The organism is candidate division WOR-3 bacterium (assembly GCA_026418155.1).
Lineage (GTDB): Bacteria > Hydrothermota > Tepidihabitantia > Tepidihabitantales > CAIPLT01 > JAOABV01.
Window position 1 is genome coordinate 23,019 of the sequence record JAOABV010000007.1, and the last position, 24,778, is coordinate 47,796.

Genomic DNA, 24,778 nt, shown 5'->3' on the forward strand with positions numbered 1-24,778 from the left:
GTTTATTTTAACTCTTCATCAATATCTTGTTTTAGTTCTAATATTTTCTGAAGTTCGGTCTCTGGCGTAAATTTCATTCGAGCAATCTTTTCTCGAATTGGTAATTTCTCAATCTCATTAATTTTCTCTAATTGTTTTTCTTGAGGCGTCTTATCTAAAATATTACGGGCTTTTTCATAAAAATAGAGAATAATTTTCAGCATGGCTGATTGTTTTTCAATTGATGTATAGGTATCAATATCTAAAAAAGCATTCTGGTGCAAGAAGTCTTCCCGAATTGAGCGGGCAATTTCCAGAATTAATCGGTCTTGAGGTGTTAAAGTGTCTTTGCCGACCAATCGGACAATCTCTTCTAATTCGGCTTCTCTTTCTAACAAGTAAAGTGCGTGTTCCACCTCTTTAGGAAAAACTGCACTCAAATTTTCTTCAAAATATTTTCGCAGACTCTCTGAATATAGTGAATAAGATGTTAACCAAGAGATCGCTGGAAAATGCCGCTTAAAGGCTAATTTATCTTCAAGGCTCCAAAAGACTTTAACCACTCTTAAGGTTGCTTGAACCACTGGGTCAGACAAATCACCGCCTGGTGGTGAAACGGAACCGATTACAGACAATGCACCGTATCGACAATCTTGACCTAAGGTTTCGACTTTGCCGGCGCGTTCGTAGAATTCAGCAATTCTTGCTGGCAGATATGCTGGATAACCTTCTTCTCCAGGCATCTCTTCTAACCGTCCGGAAATTTCACGTAGCGCTTCTGCCCAGCGTGAAGTCGAATCCGCTTGTAAGGCGACGGAATATCCCATATCACGAAAATATTCGCCAATGGTAATTCCGGTATAGATTGATGCTTCTCGGGCAGCAACTGGCATATTTGAGGTATTAGCAATTAAAACAGTTCGTTTCATCAACGGTTCCCCGGATTTGGGGTCTTTGAGTTCAGGAAATTCTAAAAGCACACTTGCCATTTCATTTCCTCGTTCTCCACAACCAATGAAAATAATGATTTGTGCATCAGCCCATTTAGCAAATTGATGCTGAATCACAGTTTTACCTGAGCCAAATGGTCCAGGGACACAGGCCGTGCCGCCTTTTCCAATCGGAAAGAATGCATCAATGATTCTTTGGCCAGTTAAAAGTGGTTCATCTGGCGGAAGTTTTCGTTTATAAGGTCTTGGCCGACGCACCGGCCATTTTTGTAACATTGTTATTGGTTTAATACCATCTCTGGTCTTCACTTCAGCAACTGTTTCCTTAATGGTAAAATCTCCTTGTCTAATTGAAACTAATTCACCTTGAATGCCATATGGAATCATTATCTTATGTTTCACTAAGACAGTCTCTTCAACTTCACCAATTATGTCTCCAGCAACTACTTTCTCGCCAATTTTTTTAGTTGGAATAAAGTGCCATTTTTTATTAGTGTCCAGGGATGGCACTTCAATTCCCCGTGGCACAAAATCACCGTGTTCTTGATAAATAATATCCAATGGCCTTTGAATTCCATCATAAATTGAACCGATTAGGCCGGGCCCAAGTTCAACCATTAAAGGGGTAAAGAGCGGTTCCACTGGTTCACCTGGTCCAATACCATCGGTCTCTTCGTAAACTTGGATTGATGCTAAATCACCTTTCAATTCAATAATTTCGCCGATCAATCGTTTATCCGAAACCCGGCAAATATCATACATTTTGCTTTGACTCATTCCTTTGGCCACGACTAAAGGACCAGCAACTTTAATTATTGTGCCCATAAATTAGAGTGATATAATACAGAGACGCAAAGACACAAAAAAGAGAGAGCGGTACGGAGTTTCTCTTGCAATCTCGTGTCTCATTAGCAGAAAACTTCTGTTTCATTTTTTTAACAAGTCAGTTCCTGTGGCTTTTTTGACAATTTCCCTAATGCGTTCTTCAGATACTTTTTCTTCAAGTGAAGGCAAAGCAACAAAACAAGGCAGAGGACTTTTACTAAATTGACTTATCAAATCTTTTAGCACTGGAAATATTTCTGGCGTAAAAAATATTACTTTATTTTCAATTAAAGCCTTTTCGACTGAGGCTCGGGCTGATTGTAAATCACAAGGATAAATCTTAAAACCTAATGCCCGATACGGTAGAATTGTATCTTTATCTCCTATAATTGCTATCATTTTCTTAATAATAGACTAAAGTAACCAGAGAAATATCTTAAAATACCATTGCTGATATAGCAGAATTATATCTCTATGATATAGCAGAATTATATCTCTATCACCTAAAATTGCAATCATTTCTCTATAAGTATATCACATTGACGAACCATAGAGCGCACAGAGAAAAAGAAAATCTAAATTTATTTCTCTGATGTCTTGGTATCTTCGTCGTAAAATTAAATATAACCAACTGCGAAATTTTCATAATATCCAAGCGACACTTTCTCGCATCAATTCTTTTGGGGTATTAGATAAAATTCCATAAAATATTTGCTTTAAGTTTTTCAGTTCCGTATCCCGAACCAGATAATAACCGACCAAAGGCTCATAGCCGAAAGTTGCAAAACGAGATAGATATAAAACCTTTTGCTTTTTTTCTTCGATTCGACGTTCAAGTCTGCGAAATGAATTTTTGTTCAATAGATAATTAACACCATCTTCAATTGCATCTTGATATTTAATACTATTAATCCAGCGTAAGATTCCATCCCAATTTTCATCAAATAGGCCTAAAAACACCTGTAATGGAATACCGCCGCCCCTAAGATAAATGTTAGTATATGTTATACTTTGATTTTTAGTATCTTGTTTTTCTTTTTCTGCAAAATATTTTATTCGCACGAAATTTCTAATATTTTCTAAATCAAAAGTGGTAATAAAATACTGATTAAGAAACTCATTGTCAAGAGCGTATAAGATAGCGATAATGCGCTGTGTCTGTTTTATTGGCGTCTTTAAGAAAAGTTCTTTGACCAATGGCTCATGACAATATTGGGCAAAGAATTTATGATTTTCCTCTAAGTTTTGCTTAAGAAGATACTCAATCATTTTTGTTTTTGACGGAAATTCTTTTTCTGACACATCGGCTTGGTCACGCTCTTTGACTAATGAAAGCAATCCATCTTCACTATCAGCATCAATAATTTTCTCGAAATCACTACGCTTGAGCAGTTTACTTTCTCGAGCCCGGACTCGACCAATGGCAAATCCATAATCACTAATATTTGAGAATCTAATCATTTATTAAGTAATCCCATAAATTCATCTTTTTCTAATAAGATTTTAGTCTGTACAATTTCATATTAATAATAAGACAATTTTTATAAATGAATGGTGTCATCCAGTAGTTTTCGAAATCCGTCTTTTAGTAATAAGTCTTTAACTTGTTCAATATCATCTTGATATAAACGGTCCTTGGTAATAAATGGCACTTTATCGGAAAATATCTTATAAAATTTATCTAACTTTGAAGGCACTTTATATTTTGCCAGTTCAATAGCTTGCCGGGCACAGATTATTTCAATAGCCAAAATCGTAAGAACATTCTCTAAAATTTTTTGAACTTTATTGCACGCGGTCATTCCCATACTAACAAAATCTTCTTGGGATGCTGAAGTTGAAACTGACTGAATTGAAGCCGGATGACTTAAGACCTTATTTTCGGCACAAAGTGCGCCCGCTAAAACTTGTAACATCATCAACCCTGAGTTCACTCCGGCGTCCTTGACTAAAAATGGTGGTAACCCAGAAAGTTTATCATCCAAAAGCCGGAAAATTCTCCGTTCTGAAATAAGCCCTAAAGTCGTTAATCCCACTGCCAAACAATCCATTGCTAAAGATAATGCCTGTCCATGAAAATTACCTCCGGAAATAATTGTGTTATCAACAATGATTGGATTATCTGTAACTGAGTTTAGTTCAGTAGTGACAATCTGCTTTGCAAAATTTATCGCCATCTTTACGGCGCCACTCACCTGAGGGATACATCGTAAAGAATACGCGTCCTGAACTTGTTTTTTGTTAGGAGTGTATCCGGATAATAATTTCAAGAGAGTTTTGGCAGTAATAGTTTGTTCTGGATGGGGTTTAAGATTCATTATTCTCAAATCAAAAGGTTCGATTTTCCCTTGTAATGCGACTATGCTCATTGCCGAGGCAATATCGTTAATTTTCGTCAAATACCTTGCTTCGGATACAACCCAAACACCGGATGCACTCATTACCTCAGTACCATTGATTAATGCGAGTCCTTCTTTTGGCTCTAAATTTAATGGATTTATTCCGGCTCGCTTAAAAACCGATTTTGTTGGCATCATTTTATTTTGATACCACACCTTACCATAACCCAAAAGTGTCAGCGCAATAAAGGCTAAAGGAGCTAAATCACCAGAAGCACCCACTGAACCGGTCTCAGGAACCAAAGGTACAATATCTTTATTTAACATCGTCAACAGAAGATTAATCAATTGCGGTCTAACGCCGGAATACCCTTTGGCCAACATATTGGCTCTTAAAAACATTGCGGTTCGAACAATCTCTTTTTTTATAAAAGAGCCGGCACCAACCGCATGGGATAAAATTAAGTTTTTTTGCAGGTCTTTGATGTTATCTTCTTCCAATAAGATATTAGCCAACGCACCAAAACCCGTATTTACTCCATAAACCGGCGTTTTCCCTTTTGCTACTTGATTAACCAGAGAATGAGATTTTATAATCTGGGCAATACTCTTCTTGTTCAAACCAACATTTGTTCTATTTTGAGCAACTGCTTTAATTGTTTCAAAATCTAATTGTGGCTGTGGAATCAGTACCATTTTAATTGCCTTACTTTATTCGGTTAAACTTCATATTTATTTTCAACAACGAAACATCATTGTTATACCTTTTTTATAAATATTCTTCACTATTAATCTATGTAGCATAACAACATTTATTTAACTGTCAAGTAAAAAATGGGACTTTGAAAAATCGCCAAGATGGAAGAGAAACGGAAACTTCTTAATGCCAGAGTTTAATCCTGTGAAAATCCTTTTGCTTTGGGCAATTGTTTATTTACGGTGACCTTTGTTTTTTTATGCTAAGGCTTACATTGGTATCGTTGTGCTTTTTGCATTTAATGATTAAAAGAAATTTTTCTGAAGCTCGCTATACTTTGTCTGCGTACAATTTGTCAAACGTAAAAATTATAAAAATAGTGTGCGACCGCAGGTTTTAATTTATCTACCTTCAATTTTTTTTCGACCAATAATAATCTTAAAAACTTCAAACCAAAGAATACTTACTACCGCCGCAATAACTGATGCAAACAGAAGAAGTGGAGAGGGTGGTGCGAATCGAAATATCTTGTTGAGTCCTGGAATATAGAGTGTTAAGCCCAAAGAGAGAATTGTGATACCAAATATCCAACGCAGTGCATAGTTTTTTGTCGTAAAGAGTTTATTCCAAAATGGTCTAGTCCAAGACCGGTTAGCAAGAATTAAACCCAGATTAGTCACCACAATTGTAGTAAAACCCAAAGCCCTTGCTTCCGCATCACCATGTCCCTGATAGTATATATAGAGATATACACCAATGACTGCTAACATTGCGATAAAACCCTGAAGAAAACTTATCAAAATATTTTTTTTGCTGAATAATGGTTCTTTAATACTAACCGGTGGCCGATTCATAATATCTTCCTCACCTGGCTCTGCTTCAAATACAATTGAACATACTGGGTCAATAATCAATTCCAAAAATGCAATATGAATTGGCAAAAGCACCAATGGCCAATGAAATAAAACTGGTAAAAACGATAATCCGGCAATTGGCACATGGACGGCTAAAATATAAGACATTGCTTTTTTCAAATTATCTAAAATTCGTCGTCCCATTTTAATTGCTTTGACAATTGATGAAAAATCATCATCTAATATAACGAGTGCCGAAGCTTCGCGAGCCACATCAGTGCCACGACCGCCCATAGCAATACCAATATGAGCTGACTTTAGTGCAATCGCATCATTAACACCATCTCCAGTCATTACAGTGATTTCGCCATTTTCTTTTAACGCCTGAACAATACGCAATTTTTGTTCGGGTAGAATGCGGGCAAAGACATTAGTTGTTTTTATTCTCTCCCTTAATTCGCTATCCGTCATTTGTTCTAATTCTGAGCCGGTAATAACTTGATCCGGAGCGCAAATACCAATTTGACGAGCAATATGTTGTGCAGTCTGGGGATAATCTCCGGTTATCATAATTACCCGAATTTTAGCATGATAACATTCTTTTACTGATTCGCTGACATTTGGCCGCACTGGGTCTTTTAAACCAATTAAACCTAAAAACTCAAACTTAAAATCATGTTGTCCATCTGGAAGTTCATTTTTAGTATCCGATACCATAGATTGGGGAAGTGTCTTATGGAATTTAGCGCGTGCGACACCTATCACCCGAAGTCCATCATTTGCCATCAGATTAATGGTTTGGTTTAGTTTATCAATTTCATCGCAATTCAAGTGACATAAATCAAATATGGCTTCTGGCGCCCCCTTGGCTGCAATCAAATAATCTTCTTTGTCTGGCGATTGCCAAACATTGGAAAGAGCCATCAAGTCTTTAGATAAAGGATATTCACGAATATGTAACCAGTTGTCGTGAAAATGTTCTGTATTCGATAAAGTGTAAACACCAAGACTTCTTATGGCTTTTTCCATTGGGTCAAAGGGGTCTTTTTGGCTGGCAAGAATTGCATATTCAATCAATTCGTGAAAAGTTTCCGGTAGATAAGTATTTTGTTTATTCTCGATATTATAAAAGCAACCCGCAGCAAAAATTCGTTGGACCTTCATCTGATTAAGTGTTAAAGTGCCAGTTTTATCCACACACAAGACAGTCGCAGAACCTAAAGTTTGAATTGCTTTGATTCGACGAGTAAGAATACCATATTTTGACATTCGCCAAGCCCCTAAGGCTAAAAATATTGTTAACACCACTAAAAACTCCTCTGGCAATATTGCCATGGCTAAAGTAATACCAGCGAGAAATGCATGCAACCAATCTTTCCGACTCAATCCATAAACGATAACTACAGCAATAGACAAGATAACTCCCAGAAGCAGAAAATCATGGACTAATCGACGAGTCTGCTTTTGTATGGGTGTTTCTTCAGGTTCTAAGGTCTTTAGGGTTTTACCAATTTTACCAATTTCACTCCTAATACCTGTGGCGACAACATAGCCGATACCAGTTCCTTGCACGACTAAGGTTCCGGAATAAACAAAAGGTAGATTATCCCCTCCGGGAGGTTTCAATGGAATATTAATTTCGCCAGCAATTTTTCTTACCGGCACTGATTCGCCAGTTAAAATCGATTCATCAACTACAAGATTTGTTTCCGAAATTACTACAGCATCTGCCGGCACCCGGTCGCCTTCTTTCAACACGATAATATCACCTCGAACAACTTCACGGCCAGCAATTCTTTTCTGTTTTCCTTCCCGAATTACTAATGCCCGAGGACTCGTTAAGTCTCGCAAGGCGGAAAGTGTCCGTTCAGTTTTTCTTTCCTGATAAAATGTAATGCCCAAAACCACAAAAACAAAACCTAAAAGCATCAATGCATCCATCGTATTACCAAAGATGAGATAAACGAGTCCACTTGCAATTAATAATAACATCATAGGTTCTTTAATAATATCCAAGGCAATTTTTAATACATTACGGTCTTGAGATGTCGGAAGCGAATTAAAGCCCTCTATTCTGAGCCGATTTAATGCTTCGGTCTCGGATAATCCTCGGATATTATTAAGGTTTAAATTAGACATAAAATACCAAATTATTGTGTCTAAAATTAAAATAAATAAGAAAAGCCCACAAAAATTGACAAAATGTAATTGGACATCATTGAAAAATGTAACATACGGCACGCATCTGTATCAGCAAAACATAGTAAAACTTAAAGTAAAAAATACAAAAACCAAAATGACATATCAAAATACAAATAACATCCTTTTTGCATTTTACACGTTCATCTTGATATTTGATATTTAGTAGGCTTCTGTCTTGTTTAACCATTAAATTTATGTTAACTATTGCATACTTACCGAGTATTAACATAAGTTTGAATAACAAATGATTAACGGTAGATTTTACTAATGGTCGCAAGCCATTGTTTTTTATGCTGATGATTCGCAACTAAAAACAAAGCGCCATAATCAGCAATATATTCTCCCAAAGGTGTAATTTCAACAACCAGTTGTTTGGAGAAAACACCTTCACAAAATTTAGATGATATTACTTTCTTTTTAATTAACTCTAAATAGCCGGGATTATTGAAAATAACTCTTCCTCCCAGACCGAATCTTTCGATATCGTGAATGTGGGAGATACTAACTAATACTTTTGCCAAGCGGTCTGCTGCAGTTTCAATGAGATAATAGGCGAATTGGTCAGTTTTCCGCTTCTTTTTATCAAGATTAGCCAATTTGAAAATCCTTTCCGATGTCAATTCCTGCTTATTATAAAGACTGATAAGTCGAGATTTTTTTACGATTTGAGACAGGTCATATTTATTTTGCGTTCGAATTTTTTCAAAGACACTTAATTCATTAAATGTATTAGGTTCATTAAAATAAATATCTAAAATTCTCACCGCCTGTTTTCTAACACCTTCCCCGGAGGCAAATGTCTCCAGACAGCCATAAGCACCGCATCCGCAAGCTAATTTTAACCCCGGGAAATAACCATCAATAAGAATGTGGCCAATTTCATCTAAATCTCGTTTTGGACCACCACCACCAATTCCTGTGCTAATCGTAACATAAAAAGTCTTATTAGGGTCAAGACCTTTTTGATGATAATAACTGGCTTGGGCAATCCCAGCGGCGGTTGCATCATTTTCAATGACGATTTTAATTCGATTCGAAAATATTTTTTTTAATCTTGATACCAGATCAATCTTACAATACTTATCCTTATCAGAATCAGATTTTAATCGGATGTTGGCACCAATAAAAGTATTATCGCACTCTATTTTACCAGCAACCGATATTCCGATACCAGCTACTTGTGTTTTTTTTATACTCATCTCTTGAAGATAATCTGCTAATTTACTAATGATATATTCAGTGATTTTCTCCACATTACAAAGTTGCTTATTTGAAGTAGGTATTAACTCTTTATTGTTTTGACAAAATGGACTTAGGTAGATTCTTTTAGAACATTTACCCCCAAATAGGTTGATATTCCCGGTTTCGGGTTCGGCTAAAACAAATCTGAGATAACTGCCGCCTAAGTCAACACCTAATAAATATTTTTTCATTCAGGTGAATTTTTATATAATTCATTTTTCTTGTTATACTTATAATCTTTCTTATTACTGTTGAACATTACATTATTATTATTTAATTCAATGTCTTTCTTTATTGCGATTAAACATTATTTTGAATCTATTGTGAAAAAACGAATATTAAAACATATTGGTATTTATTATAAATAACTAAATAACGCTATATTGGTAAGGTTAATATTGCACTTGATATTTTGTACCTTAAATTACGAACCAAGATAATTGGTTTCATTTTTATATTTAGTTAAAAACATTGCAATAAAATTGTTAGATAATCTTAATTAATTATTCGTATTGACTAATTGTCTTTATAACCTCCTCGGCTGATTTTGCTTCTAAGAGATTTTTTCGGGCTTCGTCTTTTCTCAATAATCGGGAAAGTCGGGCTAAAGTCATAATGTATTCGGTTTTTTTATCTTCAGGCGCTGCTATAAGAAAAATCAAATACGAAGGTTGACCGTCCAGGCTGGAAAAATCTACTCCAGAGAGAGACCTTCCAAAAACTAATGCAATATTTTTGACCGCTTTGGTTCGAGCATGGGGAATTGCAACTCCCTGTCCAATACCAGTACTTTCTAAATTTTCGCGTTTTAAGATTGCCGCAAAAAACTCTTCAGTATCTGTTATGATATTTTTATCTATAAGCACCTGAGATAATTCCTTTATTACTTCAATTTTTTCATTACTTTTGACATCTAAGATTATTGTATCCGGACTTAAAAACTCGGATATTTTTTGCATTCCGCCCCCTACATTTTAATAAATAATTTTTTCATATCGCAATCATAAAATACTATCTAATTAGTTGGGCTTAACAACGCCCTGATTCTTATTATCTGTTTTTATTTTTTACAAACGACATTATTGCATTGATATTTTCTTGCTCTATTTTTGACAAAGTATATTATGGTTTTGAGGAACAAAGACCGTTGGGATAGTAGTGTTAGTAATAAATTTACTTATATTCAATTGTACTTGGTTAGATAAAACAAGCAAATCCGGTTGAAAAGTTTGAGTTAAATTGGCGAGTTTTTTAGTTATGTTGTTTCGTGAAAGTGCATCTACTTCTTCTAAAAGTAGAGAGATTTTAACTTCATTTTCAAAGGCGTCCTCTTCGAATTCATAAAGTTTTTGCCAAGCGTAATCTTCGGTTCTACTTCTAACTGTCGCAGAATGATGTTTAATAATTGACACCGCAATGATTTGTGCTGAATAATGACGAGCAAGGGTAATCGCGAACATTGCTACTGACCGAAAGTCGTTTTTCGGTTCAATATAGACTAATATTTTCTCTATTTTCATTTTTATATAGTTATTATCTTAATAATAAACGCATATTTCAATATATATTTTCTCTGTTTTCGTTTTTATATAGTTTTATTTTAATAATAATCTCATATTTCAAATTTATTCTCTCTATTTTTATATAATTATTACCTTAATAACAAACATATATTTCAAATATTTTCTCTGTTTTCATTTTTATATAGTTTTATCTTAATAATAAACACATATTAATGCAATATCTAAAAGTTTATTTCATTTTACCTTCAAAAACACCACATGTTCTGCACACCAAACCCTATCGTAACCAAGATTCTTCGCTATATTTCTTAAGAAGTACCGGGTCATATAGATATTTTATCGGAACAATTGAAAATTTTCACAAGGTGCAAAAGACAACCAAAAGTCATATCCCGAAATGTCACTCTAATAAAGTTAGCCACATAATTCTAAGCGTATATTGTTTATTATTTACTAGAACAGAATCACAACAAAAATTAAAATCCACAGTATACACTACCTATTATTTACCAATACAAAACTGTTTAAAGATTGCGTCTAAGATTTCCTCATTATTTACCGGATTCGTAATTGTGCCCACAAGGTCCAACGATTTTCTTAAATCCAAAAGCGTAGCATCTAAATAACCCGCATTTTCTGCATTTTTTATCAAAACTACGCTTTGACTGAGGACATTTATATGTCGGTGATTTAACAAGAGAATATCGTCCATAACCTTATGTCTGATATTTTTTAGATACCATCGAGCAATGGTCTTTTTGAGATTCTCGATACCTACATTAAATTTTGCAGAAACCAGACAGATTTGGTCGCCATTAAATATATTACGATTAAAACGCGGTTTAAGATCAATTTTATTAAGAACCCAAATATGAGGTTTGGTTTTAACCGCATTAAAAACCATTTCGTCTTGGTCTTGAATCCTCGATGAATTGTCAAATACACCCAAGACTAAATCGGCATTTTCAAGCCAATCTTTGGTTTTTTCAATGCCGATAGCCTCAATCTTTCGAAAACCTTTCGCATTTTTAATCGTTTTCAAACCAGCAGTATCAATGAAATGAAAAGCGATACCTTGAATAAAAACTGACGCTTCTAAACTATCACGCGTAGTCCCTGGTATTTCTGTAACAATTGCTCGTTCCGCCTCACATAACCGATTAAACAACGAAGACTTTCCTACATTCGGTCGACCAATAATCGGACAAATTACACCCGACCGCAAAAATTTTAGTTCTTTATTTTTCGCTAACAAATCTTCAATTTCAAGACGTAGTTTCTTTATTTTTGATAAGAGCCTTTGGTATTCTGATTTTACAGCCTTGCCATCTTCTTCAAATTCTAATAAATGCTCTAAATGCGAAATCAAGGTTACAAGTGTAGTCTGGATATTTGCAATATATGAGGATAAACTGCCCTGTAATTGCCGTATTGCTAACTGGTGTTGATAAGCATTATGCGCTTGGACCAAATCTAATACCGCTTCGGCTTGAGTGATATCCATCTTTCCAGCAAGCACTCTTCTTTTAGTAAATTCGCCGGGTTCGGCAAGCCTCGCACCATTACTTATAACAATATCAAGAATTAAAGATGAGACATAATCACCGCCATGGCAAAAAATTTCGACCATATCTTCTCCTGTATAACTATTTGGCGATTTATACACAGCAAGCAACACTTCATCAATTAATTGTTTTGTTTTAGGGTTATATATTGAGCCATAATGAATCGTATGACTTTTGACATCTGAAGGTTTAATTTTACCAACGAATATCTTATTCGCGATCCAAAATGATTGTTCGCCGGAAATACGAACAACCGCAATCCCCGCGGGGCCAGGTGCAGTAGCAATGGCGGCAATCGTATCGGACATTGACTAACAGTTAACCAATCGTTATCAGAAACTAACAACTAAACATTTGGTGCGATAACAACAGTCCTTTTGCTACCGCTGCCGATACTATAAACTTTAACTGTTCCTAACGGTGCAAGTTCTTTCTCGACTATGCGTAATTCCCGTTCGGTTAAAATATCGAGCGCCATTTCCCGTTTCGTGTCTGAGACAATTTTAGCCACGGCCAATGCTTTTTTCTTTAAGAAATTCTCCCGTCGCATTCGATAACCTGCAACATCAACAAAAATATCGAGTACTTCAGGAAATCGGTGTTTCATTATCTGATTGGTTATTGCTTGAATTGATTGAATAGTTGTTCCGCGTTTTCCAATCAATAGACCGTCCGACGAGCGACTTCGCACATTAACATAATAGCGGTCCTCCATTAAACTTACTTTAACTTGCACTCTGATGCCCATTAACTCAATAATAGTTTTGACAACTGTTTCAATCTCTTTATCTAAATCGATTCCCGATGTCTGTTTTACCATCGAAGTTTCGGCATTGCTGACTGTATTAGCAACACTTTGTTCGTAAACATCTTTATTGGTTTCTTCAGGTTTTTTATCTTGATTTGCATTTACTGCGTTTACACTGATAATTTCTTCCATTTTACTCCTCCTCGGCTAATCAAACTCTCCACAATTGAGAGTAAATTAAAAAATAGCCAATATAACTGTAATCCTGATGGAAAATTAAGAAAGATTACAGTAAGAAAAATAGGCATAAATATTAAAAGCACCATATTCCTTTTATCGGTGCTCGTCAAAAAGTTCTGAATTAAAAATGAGACGCCCATTAAAATCGGTAAAATATAATATGGGTCTTTGACTGATAGGTCTTTAATCCAGAAAGCAAATTGAGCCTGTCGCAACTCAATTGTCTTTTGTAACACTGAATAGAGCGCCCAGAAAATTGGAAGTTGAACAATTAGCGGTAAACATCCGGAAAAAGGATTTATTTTATAAAGGCGATACAATTGCATAGTTTCTCGATTCAGAGTTTGGGGATCATCTTTATATTTTCTTTTCAGTTCTTCTAACTTAGGTTGTAACAGCTGCATCTGGCGCATCTGTTTCATTGACATCCGACTTAGCGGAAAGAAGATAAGTTTCATTAGAATTGAGAAAAAAATGATGGCTATTCCATAATTCTTAAAAATGTTATAAAGAAATTTAAATATTCTCAGAATAATTAGACTAATTGCTTTTGTCCAGCCCCAATCAACTATCGTTTCCCATCCCAAATGAAATTTCTTCAAAATGTCATATTCCAAAGGACCAAAATAAATTATGTATTCCGCAAGATGATTACGGCTTGGTTGGTAAGTATAACCAATTCGGCCATCTCTTAAAGGATATATACTAACCATACCCAAAGAATCCTTGCTGGCAAAGATACTAGTAAAATATTTTGACTTCAGACCAACCCATAAAACATTGTTTAATTGGGTTAACTTTAATTTTGCGGCGGAAAGTTTTTTTATTTTATCATTCGATTGATAAAACATCATAAAATGTTTCAATTCATCTTTGATATTCGACTCCGTCAAAGCCAATCCCGGTGAATAAACAATCTGATAGGAAACTCGATTATAATTAGTATCTGCAATCTTTAGGGAAATCACATAATCTTTGTGTAACTTATAACTCTTAGTCATAAAATTTTGGAAAACGACTGTTGAATCATCTTTATATCGTATGGACCAATTGTTGTTAACTTCATTTTGATTAATTGATATTGGAGTTTCTAAAATTAAAGTTTGGTTCGGCACGAGTTCAACTGAATATTTCTTTAAAAATACAGATTTGATACTTGCACCATAACTGGAAAATACTAATCGCATCTCATTGGTCTCTAACATTACAGTAGTTTCCGCAATAACTGCTGAAGAAGTTTTCCGTGGCGCAGTTTCTATTATATTATCATCCACCTTGATAGCCGGGTGGGTGGTTTCGGCTATCTTCGGAGAAAAAGGAGAACTTGTTGGTTGTACGGGTCTCGGTTTAGATATAAATATCTGCCAAACAAAAAGCACCAGCATTATTAATATAAATCCAATTAACATTCTGGTAGTATCACTCATTCGTCTACACCTTATTGTAATAGTTGTTAGGATTGTCTTTCATATATTTTTTATGGTATTGGGTCATATCCGCCCGCATCAAAGGGATGGCATCGCAAAACTCTTTTGAAACCTAAAAGTAAACCTTTCAATAATCCGTATTTTTCTAATGATAACTTAGTATATTCTGAACAGGAAGGATAGAACCGACAGACTTTAGGTAATAAAGGACTAATAAGCGTTTGATATAAATTAATTAGCATAATCATTAGAGATGTCAAAAATCGACCCTTCATACTATCTTTATTCAGTTCTTTCTGAATATTTCTTGTCGACATCCAGTTCTGTTCCGCATACAACTGTATTTTTATCGTTCTTATTATCAATTTTTGTTAATAACTCAAGCATCTCTGACTCTAATTCTTTTAAAAGCTTCTCTATCGCTAAAGTTCGCGCTTGCACAATATACCAATAATTATGAGCAAAATATTCTTTATTATTACGATAAATCTCACGCAGATAACGCTTAACACGATTACGCATTACCGCCTTGGGAGCAACATTTTTGGGCACTAAAAATGCAATTTTTCGATTCGGTCCTTTTGTATAATAAACTGAGAAAGATCGACTGCTTACAACCTTACCATTTTTAAGAACTGCATTAAATTCTTTTAGGGTTGACAAAATTTCTCTTTTCGGTAACTTCTTATTATTATCTGCTTGAGCCATTTTATACTCATCATCAAAGCAATTTTGTTATCAGAGATTGAAACCTATATCTGATTTGATAATAACGGATATAGGTTCTCAAACCCATCTTAAACAGTCAATCTTTTGCGACCTTTTTTCCGGCGCCGTTGTAGAACTTTTCGTCCCCAGTGTGAAGACATTCGGGCACGAAAGCCGTGTGTTCGTTTTCTTTTTATATTAGAAGGCTGATATGTTCTTTTTGGCATATGGTGGTATTATATGACATTTAACATAAAAGTCAAGTCTTTTCCAAATACTTACCACGAACTACAGCAAATAGCATTGAAAACGATTTTGAAATAAAAATAAAAAAAAGTGAAACAAAACAATTCAATATGAATTCTTGAAATTATTATGAAATTTTGTCAAGAAGCGATAACAATTACTGATTTCTGCTAATAATACGGTTCTAAAACAAAGATATTTTCAAGATTTGTAAAAATTTTTCCAAAGACAAATATCACTTTTCTTCTAATAATAGTGTCCGACCTGACTGGTTTAATGACACACAATTAATAAATAACAACTTAATAAAAAAGTATAAACGTCATTTTAACAAAAACATAGAACTGAGTTTTATTTAACTCATTGATTTGCTGTGTATTATTTTAAAACTTCTTATATAAGGGGAATAGAGGTTTCCGCTGTCTATGCTGCTTAATAGCAAGGTATGAATCATAAAGAAAAAGACTGTAATTGAGTCGTTTAATTTATTTATATTTTTGTCTGTAATTAGTCTGTTTTGGACTAAGTGACATAAGCAGTTTTGTTGTCGGGGATTAAAAGAACTTCATCCCTATCATCTGAGGTATATTATACCTAACCAGTGACAAATATGAAAGACTGGTATATTAAAAATAACATAAAGTTTATGAGGTGTAAACTGGCTACCATAAGGCCTTCTTTAATGCTTGTTATATTTGTTGAAAACTGTACATCTGTCATATCCGCTTCCGTGTTGTCCGAAAGATTTGCTAGATTATATTGGTTGTCTATAATTTCTTCCATAATCTTTCATCTTATATAAAAAAACTTAATAACTTCTTATTATTATTTCCTTCTATATTTTTGTATACTCTGATACCTATATTTCTACTTATTTACCCATTTTTTAAATCGAGCATATGCCTTTTTATAATTTGTCGCCGACTAAATCCGAAGAGACTTTCCTGTTTTCTACAGCGCTTTCACCACAAACCTATTGACATCTTATTATTTCTCATTGACTGTTAAGTTTAATTCTATCCGCAACCAGTATCGTTTTATGCTAGTTAGTGACTCTCTAATCTTAATCTATATGTCATCTAAAAATAGAAAAAACAATCTCGGTTACTGCCCTCTTCGTTGATATTTTTGATTTCATTATCAAAAATCCTACTAATATCTGAGATGCCTATTAACATACGGTTTGTGGGCTCTGATCGTTCTTCTTAGACAGATCCAATTTCTCCGGTACTGATATTAGCAACGAAGACATTACGGATGAATTGGTTTATTTCTTTCCATTGGCTGAGGTATTTCTTAAAAACTTTAGTTGGAAGTCCACCTTAACGAAGATAAAGTACTTTAGATTCCGTAAAAATCCGATGAAAGTCACAAAGTTACGATTACTGATGCGAGCAAGGATTCTTTGATAATGCTCAGGTTTGATTGTCCCATTAAATTCTATTTGACTTATGCTTTGTAATAATTGTCTCATGGTTTCTATCATTGCTTTACATACTCTTCGGCGTCTCGGTTTTTGTTGAAATAATTTTTTATTATTACCCAGATGGTATTACGCTCTCTTGCCGATAAATTATATTATAAATGTGTCCTCCTTTTCTTATTATTTTATTTAAATTTTTTTTATCAAATGGTATTCAATATTTTTAACATATCAATCCTAAATTTACACAAAATATTATATACTACCTATCGTAAGCATAAGTTGACAAGTTTTGATTTGCAAATTATGATTGAATATATGGCAAATAAAATGAAAATTCTGGTCACTGGCGCAAAAGGAATGCTGGGCACAGATTTTTGTGAATATCTCAAAAAATATAATTTGGTACCATTTGAATGGGACCTGCCAGATAATGATATAACCGATGTTAATCGCACGATAATAACTATAGAACAATTAAAACCGCAAGTTGTTGTTCATTTTGCGGCCTATACTGATGTCGATGGATGTGAATTAAATAAATCTAAAGCTTATGCAGTAAATACTCAAGGCACTTGGGCAATGGTTTTAGCAACAAAACAAGTTAACGCCAAGTTTATCTACATTAGCACTGATTATGTATTTGACGGCAAAAAAGAGTCTTACCAAGAAACCGATATACCCAATCCAATTAATTACTATGGATTAACTAAGTTCTTTGGTGAAAAATTAGTTTTACAGCATCTGAAAAAATATTTCATTGTCCGGACGTCTTGGTTATTTGGTAAAAACGGCAAAAATTTTGTCTCAACGATACTGAAATTAGCTCAAGAAAGAAAACTATTAGAAGTAGTTAATGACCAAATTGGTTCGCCAACTTATACTAAAGATTTATGCGAACCTCTCTATCAATTAGTGAACTGCGAGCATTACGGAATATTCCATCTTACAAATTCAGGTATATGTTCTTGGTACGATTTTGCTTGTGAAATTATAAAGCAAATGGGATTAACTATACCAATTATTCCGATCACTTCGGATAAATTGTTACGACCAGCAAAACGACCGAATTACTCCGTTTTAGAAAATTATAATTACAAAAAGATATTTAATAAATCTTTACGAAATTGGCAAGAAGCATTAAAGGATTTTCTTAAAGAAATTGTTTGTTGAGAAAACGATATCATAAACTATAGCTATTATTGAGTGTTAGCAAAGTAATTGTTTCAGTTAGTTGCCAAGGGTTGCTATCGATTGTGTATATTATTAATTAGATAATTTAGATAATAATGAAACAACCTCGCTTGACTGTTGATATTATCATTGAATATCAAGGTAAAATTGTGTTAATAAAAAGGAACAATCCGCCTTGGGGTTGGGCATTACCCGGCGGTTTTGTTGAATATGGTGAGACTGTCGAATCCGCAGCAGTTCGAGAGAGTAAAGAAGAAACCGGTTTAGATTTGTTAGAATTGAATCAATTTCACACTTATTCTGACCCAACCCGTGACCCACGGGGACACACAGTTTCAGTTGTTTTTACTGCTAAAGGGGCTGGAGTATTAAAAGCGGGCGATGATGCTAAAGATATTGGTTTATTCTCATTAGAAGATCTACCGCCATTGGCGTTTGACCATCAAAAGATTTTACAAGATTATGCTGAGACCAAATTTAAAAAATCTGATAAATGTTAAAAAACATTTTAAAGCAATACTTACTTTAAGAATTTTCAATGTATTATGCTTATCTGTAATTTATTACTAAATGTCTTTTTCGTATTTTCATCAAGCACATATTCTAATGATAGAATTATCTTTTGTGCGAAAATTTTTAGATTTATTCACAAACAATAGTACATGCTGATAATACTATGTTGGGCGCTGTTAACCGTCGAGATTAATAAAGATTCTCTTTTTAGCCGGGCAGGCGAAAATTTACCTGAAATCAAAAAATTTATTTCCTCAGCCGAACACAAAGGGTATTGGCATTGGGCAGAGTTCTTACTTTCAGCAATGCCGGATGTTGATTTAGTAAATCTCAAAGCAGACGATTTTATTAAATATTTCGATGCCTTGAAAAAGAATTATAATCGCGTACCCTGGCGAAACAGAATAAATGATAATCTATTCTATTATTATATCCTTCCTCATCGAGTAAGCCAAGAACCATTAGAGAATTTTACAGTAATTTATGCAGATACATTGTATGAACTGATAAAGAAAACAAAAAGTATACGCGAAGCAGTGCTTCGAATTAATGAATGGGTGTTTACTAAGATGAAATATGAACCGACTGAACGCTGGGACCAGAATGCTCTAACCACCATCAAACGTGGTATTGGAAGATGCGAAGAGATGTCAATTCTATTCATTAAAGCACTTAGGACAGTTTGCATTCCGGCTCGTCATACCTATACGCCTTGGTGGCCATTCACAAATTCCAATCACGCCTGGGTTGAAGTCTGGATTGACGACAAATGGTATTTTCTGGGTGGCGGTGAACTTACAGATCTTAACCAAACCTGGTTTGCTATACCTTCAAACAGGACTGCGATCATTAAAAGCGTTGTTTATGGTAAAACCCCTGAAGAATTACTCAAAACCCACAAGTCCAATATCAAAAAAGTATCTAGTGGTTTTGGTACTGAAATAATTGATAAGCAAGGGAATGATTATTTAGTCATCAATTCAACTTCTAATTATACAGATGTCATTGAACTAACGATTAAAATTACAAAGGATAATTTGCCTGAAGAAAGTGTCTCCGTTTCAATCTCAGTATATAATTATTCTTCATTAGCACCGGTTGGTCTGAAAAAGACCAATAAAAATGGATATGTTCAGTGGTATGTAGGAAAGACAGATTTATTCATTTATGCTTATAAAGATACCAGAATCGGTTATTATATTTGGCGGCCATCAAATGAAGATTATGATACTATTCAGATTGATATTTCAAAAACTGAATTTCCTGATACATCGTTTTGGTTATATACTCGTAAAGTAACACGAAATTTTCCAAAGTCAAGATATAAACCCAATACTAAATTACTTAAGAAATTACAGGAAGAACATTTTACTAAAATCAATTCTCTTGATAGTTTAACAGTTACACAATTAGACTCTCAATCACTCAAGATATTTAATGACGCCAAAGGTAATAAACAATCTTTAATCAATTTTTATTTTAAGTTACCTGAAACGAAGAAAACGATTTTCCAGAAGTATTTTCAGCATCTGGGGCAAAAAGATCTGGTTGGTTTTGATACCAGTGGACTATATCCAGAACTTTTATCTTTAGAGAAGTCATTAAGTTGGGCAAATAAAAGCATTCCAGATACGATTATTAGAACATATCTTGTCGCACCACGAATTTTATATGAACGATTAGGAAGTTGGCGCAGTGAACTACAAGAACATTTTATGAATCTAAGAAAAGCAACATTAAAAGATAAACCAAGAGTTAACCGTGTTGTTAATAATTTATTTGATTGGGTAAAACAGAACCTTAAGAAAAAAGAAGAAGGAGATTATTTTGGTCCAATGATGAACCCGTTAGATGTTTATAGAGCAAAAAGAGCGACTGACCTTGAACAATATATTTTTATTGTCGGAGTATTAAGAAGTATTGGCATTCCTGCAAGGATAAAATGGAGTTATGATGCAGTTGAATATTGGGATAATGGTTGGAAAGAACAAAGTTTCGAGCCAAAAGACCAGAAAGAGAAGAGGTGGATTGGTTTAAAATTTGAGGCAAATAAGACAGATATTACTGAGCAAGTTGAATATTTCGAAGACTTTAGTATTATAAGATTTAAAGATACGCCAATACGACTTGAACCAGAAATTGATAATTTTAACAAACGCATAATCATTACACTTAACGCAGAGCCATCATATCTCATTACCGGCTGGCGAAATGGTTTTGGCGATGTATATGTGCGCATTAAGAAAATTTTACCTTCAAAAGATACCAGTTTTTATAATATAAATATGGATATACCTGAAAATATAAATCCTGGCGATTTGATGGTTCGAGAATATAAAGGACTAAGAGATTTAACCAAAATCGGCATTAACGGAAAGACACTAAATAAAGGAGATGTGTTAGTAATTATCTTTGATATAGAATCAGAAGCATCTAAATCAACACTTAAAAATGCTTGGCAAGACATAAACTTATTCAAAGGTAAGGTCTATTTATTAGCAGTTGCTTATGATAAAGAACAAGTTCAAGTTTTTTTGAAAGAAAGGGATATATATAAGGAGAATTTTTATCTTATCAAAGAAGATATTTATAATAAATGGGGCATCAAAGAACTACCTTCTTTCTTATATTTAAGGGATGGTAGATGTATGTTTTGGGTTGAAGGTCTAAACTTATACATACCTAAGTTGATACAAACTTTTCAAAAATAGTTTTGAAAAAAATTGCCTTTTTCAACAAATTTACCATAGTAGGGTAAATACAAAAGAGAGAAAGTTTTTATAGAGTAAATCTCCAAAATAATAGTGTTTAATATTTTAATACATTTAAGTTTTATATGTTAAAGATACCGACTATTTATTCTTCTGTCTTGACTTTTTAATATTTTTACATATAATATATACAGTCATTAAACCAATGATGGAAACAAATAATTGCGGAATTAGGGAAAGTGTCTTCAGACACCCACCCAAAGCATCTTAACCTCCTTCGCCTTTATCCTTACCCCGGATAAAGGTGTACATAACCTCCTTTCAAAAAAATGTCTGAAGGCAGCCCCATCTTTCCCTAATTCCATTTTTATGTAATCAAATTCTTGTAATTAAATAGTCCAAATAAATTTATCCAGTAGATTAATTTAAGATTTTAATTAGTTCTTGAGCGGTATTATAAGCACCATTAATTGGTAATTTACCCCATCCTCGTACCGCCATCTGAGCTAAAATTCCTGACTTATGTAATTCTTTGATAACCTTGGCTAAGTTTCGGGCTTCGGCTATGGTTGATATTGGATAAACAACGCCTTGCTCTTTAGCAAACTGATAATTTTCTATTGCATAGCTACCAATCATCGGAAACAATACAAACATTGGAATACCTAATCCGACAGCCCAATTAGTATGCTCATGACTTGCTGAGACAAAAATGTCAAGTAATGGTAAAAGACGAGTCACTCTTTTTTGATAATCGACACGATGCTTACTTTGGATAAAAACAATTGAGCTTTTAGGTCTAAAAATAAGATTTTGTTTTTGATTAAGTTGAGCAATAAAATTTCGCGTTTTTTTCTGATTAATACCAGTAAAGACAATAGTCCTAAAGTTATCTTTAGTTACCGAAATAATTCCTTCAATAATTTTCTGAATATGAGGTTTAGGATATGCTCCAGAAATAAAAAAACCGACCGTTAATGGTTTGTCTGAGTTTAACCGCAATAGCCGGGTCTTAAAATTTTCTTCCGCAGAGATGACTAAGTCCGGGCAGATAACCAATCCGCTAACAAAAACAGTGTCAGATTTTACGCCATAATTAATAAGTTTTTGTTTGGTTGCTTCGGTCGGAACAACGATTTTTTTAACATTACAAGCACATTCGGGAGGCGCAGCAATTTCTCCATGAATATACCAAATATCTCCGTTTAGATTATGGGCTAAAATTGGATGTGAAACTAAAACGACTTGGTGTTTATCGGCAATTTCTTTTTTGATATTCATTAGACAAAATCGAGCTAATTTATGTCCTTTTCCAGATGCTCGAAATTTATTGTAAAATTTCGTGCTAAGTCCGCCTTGTGCCCCAAAGCAATATAATTTTTCTGAAAATCGCCAGAAATATTGAGCAAGACCTTTTTCTCTACTCAGGACCTCAAGGTATTTTATAGGTATTCTAGGATTTTGAATTTTTATCGCTTGTAATACATAATCTAAATAATAAGGATGGCCTAACCCAATTTCTAAATTAATTGCTAATAGCGATGGCATATTTTGAGACTAATAAATAAAGATATGATTGTCAAGTAAAAGAACCTTCAAAAATTCTTACAAAACTACTGACCTCTGAAGGCAAACTAAAAATTTTTTTATATTTTCTGTGAGTTTATGCCATAAATCTTATTGGTCAGAATACATATTAAAAGGGGACATGTGAGTATATAGTGCTTATTATTATGAGATTAACTTGACTTTTCACTCTTCTATTATAAAATATAAAATATGGGAAAAATTAAATCAGATATTGGTAAATTTTCCATCAGTCTAAGTGGCATTGACCCTGTAGCTTTACTCGGATTAGCCGATGAAAATCTTAAACTTATTAATCAATACTTTCAATCGCAAATCTCGGTACGTGCTGACCGCATTCGGGTGACCGGTCCTAAATACGAATTAAGTAAAATTCGGGAATTATTCTTAAATTTAATTAACGCCTTAGAACATAGCGAAAGCATTACTTTAGAACGAGTCGCTCAAGAAATAAAAAATGTTGTCCCTGGACAAAAACTGGTTGTAGAACAGAAAGATAAATCTTTTGAGATAATAACAACGGAGAATGAAATTCGAACACCCAAAAAAGTAATCATTGCTAAAAGCTCTAATCAAGAACTATATTTACAGGCAATCGATAATTTTGATATTGTAATTGCAATTGGTCCAGCCGGAACTGGTAAAACTTATTTGGCAGTAGCAAAAGCAGTACAAGCATTAATATCAGGGAGAATTAGTCGAATTATTTTGACCCGTCCAGCAGTTGAAGCTGGTGAACAACTAGGGTTTTTACCTGGCAATTTGAAAGAAAAAGTCGACCCATATTTAAGACCATTGTATGATGCTTTATACGATATGCTCCCTTTAGAAAGAATGAAACGATTAATTGACGAACAAATAATTGAAGTTGCACCGTTAGCGTATATGCGTGGAAGAACTCTTTCGGATGCGTATGCGATTTTAGATGAAGCTCAAAACACGACTTCAATTCAAATGAAGATGTTTCTTACCCGTTTGGGATGGAATTCGAAAGCAATTGTTACGGGCGATGTCACTCAGATAGATTTAGAAAAGAGATATACTTCCGGATTAATAGAAGTTCAGACCAAATTAAAAAATATTGAAGGTATCAAATTTGTCTATTTTAATGAATACGATGTCGTCCGACCGCCACTGGTTTCCAAAATCATCAAGGCCTACGAGACAGATAAATCCCAATAAATTAAATGTCAACAAATAATAATATCGAAGATGGCTACTTAAAAATTATCGACCAATATGATAATCGAACTAAAAGCAAAAACTAAATTAATAGTCCAGATAGTCCAGAAGGATTATTCGGACTTGTCAATTTTACTTAGGTGGGATAATGAAAATTGAATGCTTAGGAAATGTATCCAAAACTGAAATTAGAACTTATAAGAAATTTGCTCAAACTGTTTTAAAAAGATTTTATAATCGATTATCACCCAATGCAAAATTCCTTAATATAATATTTGTCAATGACCAATATATCAAAGAGTTAAATAAAAAATATTTAGGTCGCAATCGAACAACAGATGTTTTAGCATTTCCCATTAATGAAGAAATATGGGCCGAAATATATATTTCTAAAGACCGCGCCCGAATACAAGCCCAAAAACTGAATCTCAGTCCGAAGCAGGAAGTCTGTAATTTGATAAGACATGGTATCCTTCATCTTTTAGGCTTCTCACATCAAGAAATGGAAAAACAAGATTTGAATAATTTAATTATTTAAACTCTTTGTTTCAAAAAGTTAATATCCAAAGTGTCAATTTGGGCAATTAAATTTGAAGTCCCGTTGTAATTTTTATCGTTGAGTA

Annotated in this window: 20 protein-coding genes; 5 read left to right on the forward strand and 15 right to left on the reverse strand. The window is 34.0% G+C overall.

Annotated elements, in window-relative coordinates; genetic code table 11:
* Positions 1-2: 2 nt before the first annotated feature.
* The 14 genes from N2201_01840 to rpmH form a co-directional block, all read right to left on the reverse strand.
* Positions 3-1,754 (reverse strand): V-type ATP synthase subunit A, encoded by a 1,752-nt coding sequence (locus tag N2201_01840; protein MCX7784961.1) that lies wholly within the window; start codon positions 1,752-1,754, stop codon positions 3-5.
* Positions 1,755-1,856: 102 nt separating this feature from the next.
* A complete protein-coding gene (locus N2201_01845) occupies positions 1,857-2,153 on the reverse strand; it encodes a hypothetical protein (protein ID MCX7784962.1) in 297 nt (98 codons plus the stop codon).
* 243 nt (positions 2,154-2,396) lie between these two features.
* Positions 2,397-3,215: a V-type ATPase subunit gene (locus N2201_01850; GenBank protein ID MCX7784963.1), complete on the reverse strand. Its 819-nt coding sequence runs from the start codon at positions 3,213-3,215 to the stop codon at positions 2,397-2,399.
* Between the two features lie 80 nt (positions 3,216-3,295).
* Positions 3,296-4,789 carry a histidine ammonia-lyase gene (gene hutH / locus N2201_01855; GenBank protein ID MCX7784964.1) on the reverse strand — a complete coding sequence of 498 codons (1,494 nt, stop codon included), beginning with the start codon at positions 4,787-4,789 and terminating at the stop codon, positions 3,296-3,298.
* Between the two features lie 402 nt (positions 4,790-5,191).
* Positions 5,192-7,783: a cation-translocating P-type ATPase gene (locus N2201_01860; GenBank protein ID MCX7784965.1), complete on the reverse strand. Its 2,592-nt coding sequence runs from the start codon at positions 7,781-7,783 to the stop codon at positions 5,192-5,194.
* A gap of 311 nt (positions 7,784-8,094) precedes the next feature.
* Positions 8,095-9,279 (reverse strand): ROK family protein, encoded by a 1,185-nt coding sequence (locus tag N2201_01865; protein MCX7784966.1) that lies wholly within the window; start codon positions 9,277-9,279, stop codon positions 8,095-8,097.
* A 312-nt stretch (positions 9,280-9,591) separates the two neighbouring features.
* A complete protein-coding gene (locus tag N2201_01870; protein ID MCX7784967.1) occupies positions 9,592-10,047 on the reverse strand; it encodes a PTS sugar transporter subunit IIA in 456 nt (151 codons plus the stop codon).
* A 144-nt stretch (positions 10,048-10,191) separates the two neighbouring features.
* The gene (locus tag N2201_01875; GenBank protein ID MCX7784968.1) at positions 10,192-10,608 is read right to left on the reverse strand and encodes a hypothetical protein; all 417 of its coding nucleotides are present in this window, start codon (positions 10,606-10,608) and stop codon (positions 10,192-10,194) included.
* Positions 10,609-11,113: 505 nt separating this feature from the next.
* Entirely contained in the window at positions 11,114-12,484 is a 1,371-nt protein-coding gene (gene mnmE, locus N2201_01880; GenBank protein MCX7784969.1) for a tRNA uridine-5-carboxymethylaminomethyl(34) synthesis GTPase MnmE, read from the reverse strand.
* 38 nt (positions 12,485-12,522) lie between these two features.
* On the reverse strand, positions 12,523-13,116 hold the full coding sequence (locus N2201_01885; protein ID MCX7784970.1) for a KH domain-containing protein: 594 nt from the start codon (positions 13,114-13,116) through the stop codon (positions 12,523-12,525).
* Complete coding sequence (gene yidC / locus N2201_01890; GenBank protein ID MCX7784971.1) at positions 13,095-14,591, reverse strand: membrane protein insertase YidC; 1,497 nt, start codon at positions 14,589-14,591, stop codon at positions 13,095-13,097. The genes N2201_01885 and yidC overlap by 22 nt, the downstream gene beginning before the upstream one ends.
* Positions 14,592-14,641: 50 nt before the next feature.
* Positions 14,642-14,851, reverse strand: a complete 210-nt coding sequence (gene yidD, locus N2201_01895; protein ID MCX7784972.1) for a membrane protein insertion efficiency factor YidD — start codon at positions 14,849-14,851, stop codon at positions 14,642-14,644.
* Positions 14,852-14,873: 22 nt separating this feature from the next.
* Positions 14,874-15,299, reverse strand: a complete 426-nt coding sequence (rnpA, locus tag N2201_01900; GenBank protein MCX7784973.1) for a ribonuclease P protein component — start codon at positions 15,297-15,299, stop codon at positions 14,874-14,876.
* 89 nt (positions 15,300-15,388) lie between these two features.
* The gene (gene rpmH, locus N2201_01905) at positions 15,389-15,526 is read right to left on the reverse strand and encodes a 50S ribosomal protein L34 (GenBank protein MCX7784974.1); all 138 of its coding nucleotides are present in this window, start codon (positions 15,524-15,526) and stop codon (positions 15,389-15,391) included.
* Positions 15,527-17,286: 1,760 nt separating this feature from the next.
* On the opposite strand from rpmH, the gene rfbD reads away from it, so the two are divergent.
* From rfbD to N2201_01920, 3 genes are all read left to right on the forward strand, one after another.
* Complete coding sequence (gene rfbD, locus N2201_01910) at positions 17,287-18,141, forward strand: dTDP-4-dehydrorhamnose reductase (protein MCX7784975.1); 855 nt, start codon at positions 17,287-17,289, stop codon at positions 18,139-18,141.
* Between the two features lie 116 nt (positions 18,142-18,257).
* Positions 18,258-18,662, forward strand: coding sequence for an NUDIX hydrolase (locus N2201_01915; protein ID MCX7784976.1), 405 nt, complete (start codon positions 18,258-18,260; stop codon positions 18,660-18,662).
* 162 nt (positions 18,663-18,824) lie between these two features.
* Positions 18,825-21,386, forward strand: coding sequence for a hypothetical protein (locus N2201_01920; protein ID MCX7784977.1), 2,562 nt, complete (start codon positions 18,825-18,827; stop codon positions 21,384-21,386).
* Between the two features lie 420 nt (positions 21,387-21,806).
* Here N2201_01920 and N2201_01925 read toward each other — a convergent pair whose 3' ends face one another.
* Positions 21,807-22,934 (reverse strand): hypothetical protein, encoded by a 1,128-nt coding sequence (locus N2201_01925; GenBank protein ID MCX7784978.1) that lies wholly within the window; start codon positions 22,932-22,934, stop codon positions 21,807-21,809.
* A gap of 231 nt (positions 22,935-23,165) precedes the next feature.
* Between N2201_01925 and N2201_01930 the strand changes: the two genes are divergently transcribed.
* Both N2201_01930 and ybeY read left to right on the forward strand, forming a co-directional pair.
* Positions 23,166-24,155: a PhoH family protein gene (locus tag N2201_01930; GenBank protein MCX7784979.1), complete on the forward strand. Its 990-nt coding sequence runs from the start codon at positions 23,166-23,168 to the stop codon at positions 24,153-24,155.
* Positions 24,156-24,303: 148 nt separating this feature from the next.
* Positions 24,304-24,693, forward strand: a complete 390-nt coding sequence (gene ybeY, locus N2201_01935) for an rRNA maturation RNase YbeY (protein ID MCX7784980.1) — start codon at positions 24,304-24,306, stop codon at positions 24,691-24,693.
* Positions 24,694-24,778 lie beyond the last annotated feature (85 nt).

Coding starts and splice junctions, on each gene's coding strand:
- N2201_01840 (MCX7784961.1), bottom strand. CDS start 1,754: ATGGGCACAATAATTAAAGTTGCTGGTCCTTTAGTCGTGGCCAAAGGA.
- N2201_01845 (MCX7784962.1), bottom strand. CDS start 2,153: ATGATAGCAATTATAGGAGATAAAGATACAATTCTACCGTATCGGGCA.
- N2201_01850 (MCX7784963.1), bottom strand. CDS start 3,215: ATGATTAGATTCTCAAATATTAGTGATTATGGATTTGCCATTGGTCGA.
- hutH (MCX7784964.1), bottom strand. CDS start 4,789: ATGGTACTGATTCCACAGCCACAATTAGATTTTGAAACAATTAAAGCA.
- N2201_01860 (MCX7784965.1), bottom strand. CDS start 7,783: ATGTCTAATTTAAACCTTAATAATATCCGAGGATTATCCGAGACCGAA.
- N2201_01865 (MCX7784966.1), bottom strand. CDS start 9,279: ATGAAAAAATATTTATTAGGTGTTGACTTAGGCGGCAGTTATCTCAGA.
- N2201_01870 (MCX7784967.1), bottom strand. CDS start 10,047: ATGCAAAAAATATCCGAGTTTTTAAGTCCGGATACAATAATCTTAGAT.
- N2201_01875 (MCX7784968.1), bottom strand. CDS start 10,608: ATGAAAATAGAGAAAATATTAGTCTATATTGAACCGAAAAACGACTTT.
- mnmE (MCX7784969.1), bottom strand. CDS start 12,484: ATGTCCGATACGATTGCCGCCATTGCTACTGCACCTGGCCCCGCGGGG.
- N2201_01885 (MCX7784970.1), bottom strand. CDS start 13,116: ATGGAAGAAATTATCAGTGTAAACGCAGTAAATGCAAATCAAGATAAA.
- yidC (MCX7784971.1), bottom strand. CDS start 14,591: ATGAGTGATACTACCAGAATGTTAATTGGATTTATATTAATAATGCTG.
- rnpA (MCX7784973.1), bottom strand. CDS start 15,299: ATGGCTCAAGCAGATAATAATAAGAAGTTACCGAAAAGAGAAATTTTG.
- rpmH (MCX7784974.1), bottom strand. CDS start 15,526: ATGCCAAAAAGAACATATCAGCCTTCTAATATAAAAAGAAAACGAACA.
- rfbD (MCX7784975.1), top strand. CDS start 17,287: ATGGCAAATAAAATGAAAATTCTGGTCACTGGCGCAAAAGGAATGCTG.
- N2201_01915 (MCX7784976.1), top strand. CDS start 18,258: ATGAAACAACCTCGCTTGACTGTTGATATTATCATTGAATATCAAGGT.
- N2201_01920 (MCX7784977.1), top strand. CDS start 18,825: ATGCTGATAATACTATGTTGGGCGCTGTTAACCGTCGAGATTAATAAA.
- N2201_01925 (MCX7784978.1), bottom strand. CDS start 22,934: ATGCCATCGCTATTAGCAATTAATTTAGAAATTGGGTTAGGCCATCCT.
- N2201_01930 (MCX7784979.1), top strand. CDS start 23,166: ATGGGAAAAATTAAATCAGATATTGGTAAATTTTCCATCAGTCTAAGT.
- ybeY (MCX7784980.1), top strand. CDS start 24,304: ATGAAAATTGAATGCTTAGGAAATGTATCCAAAACTGAAATTAGAACT.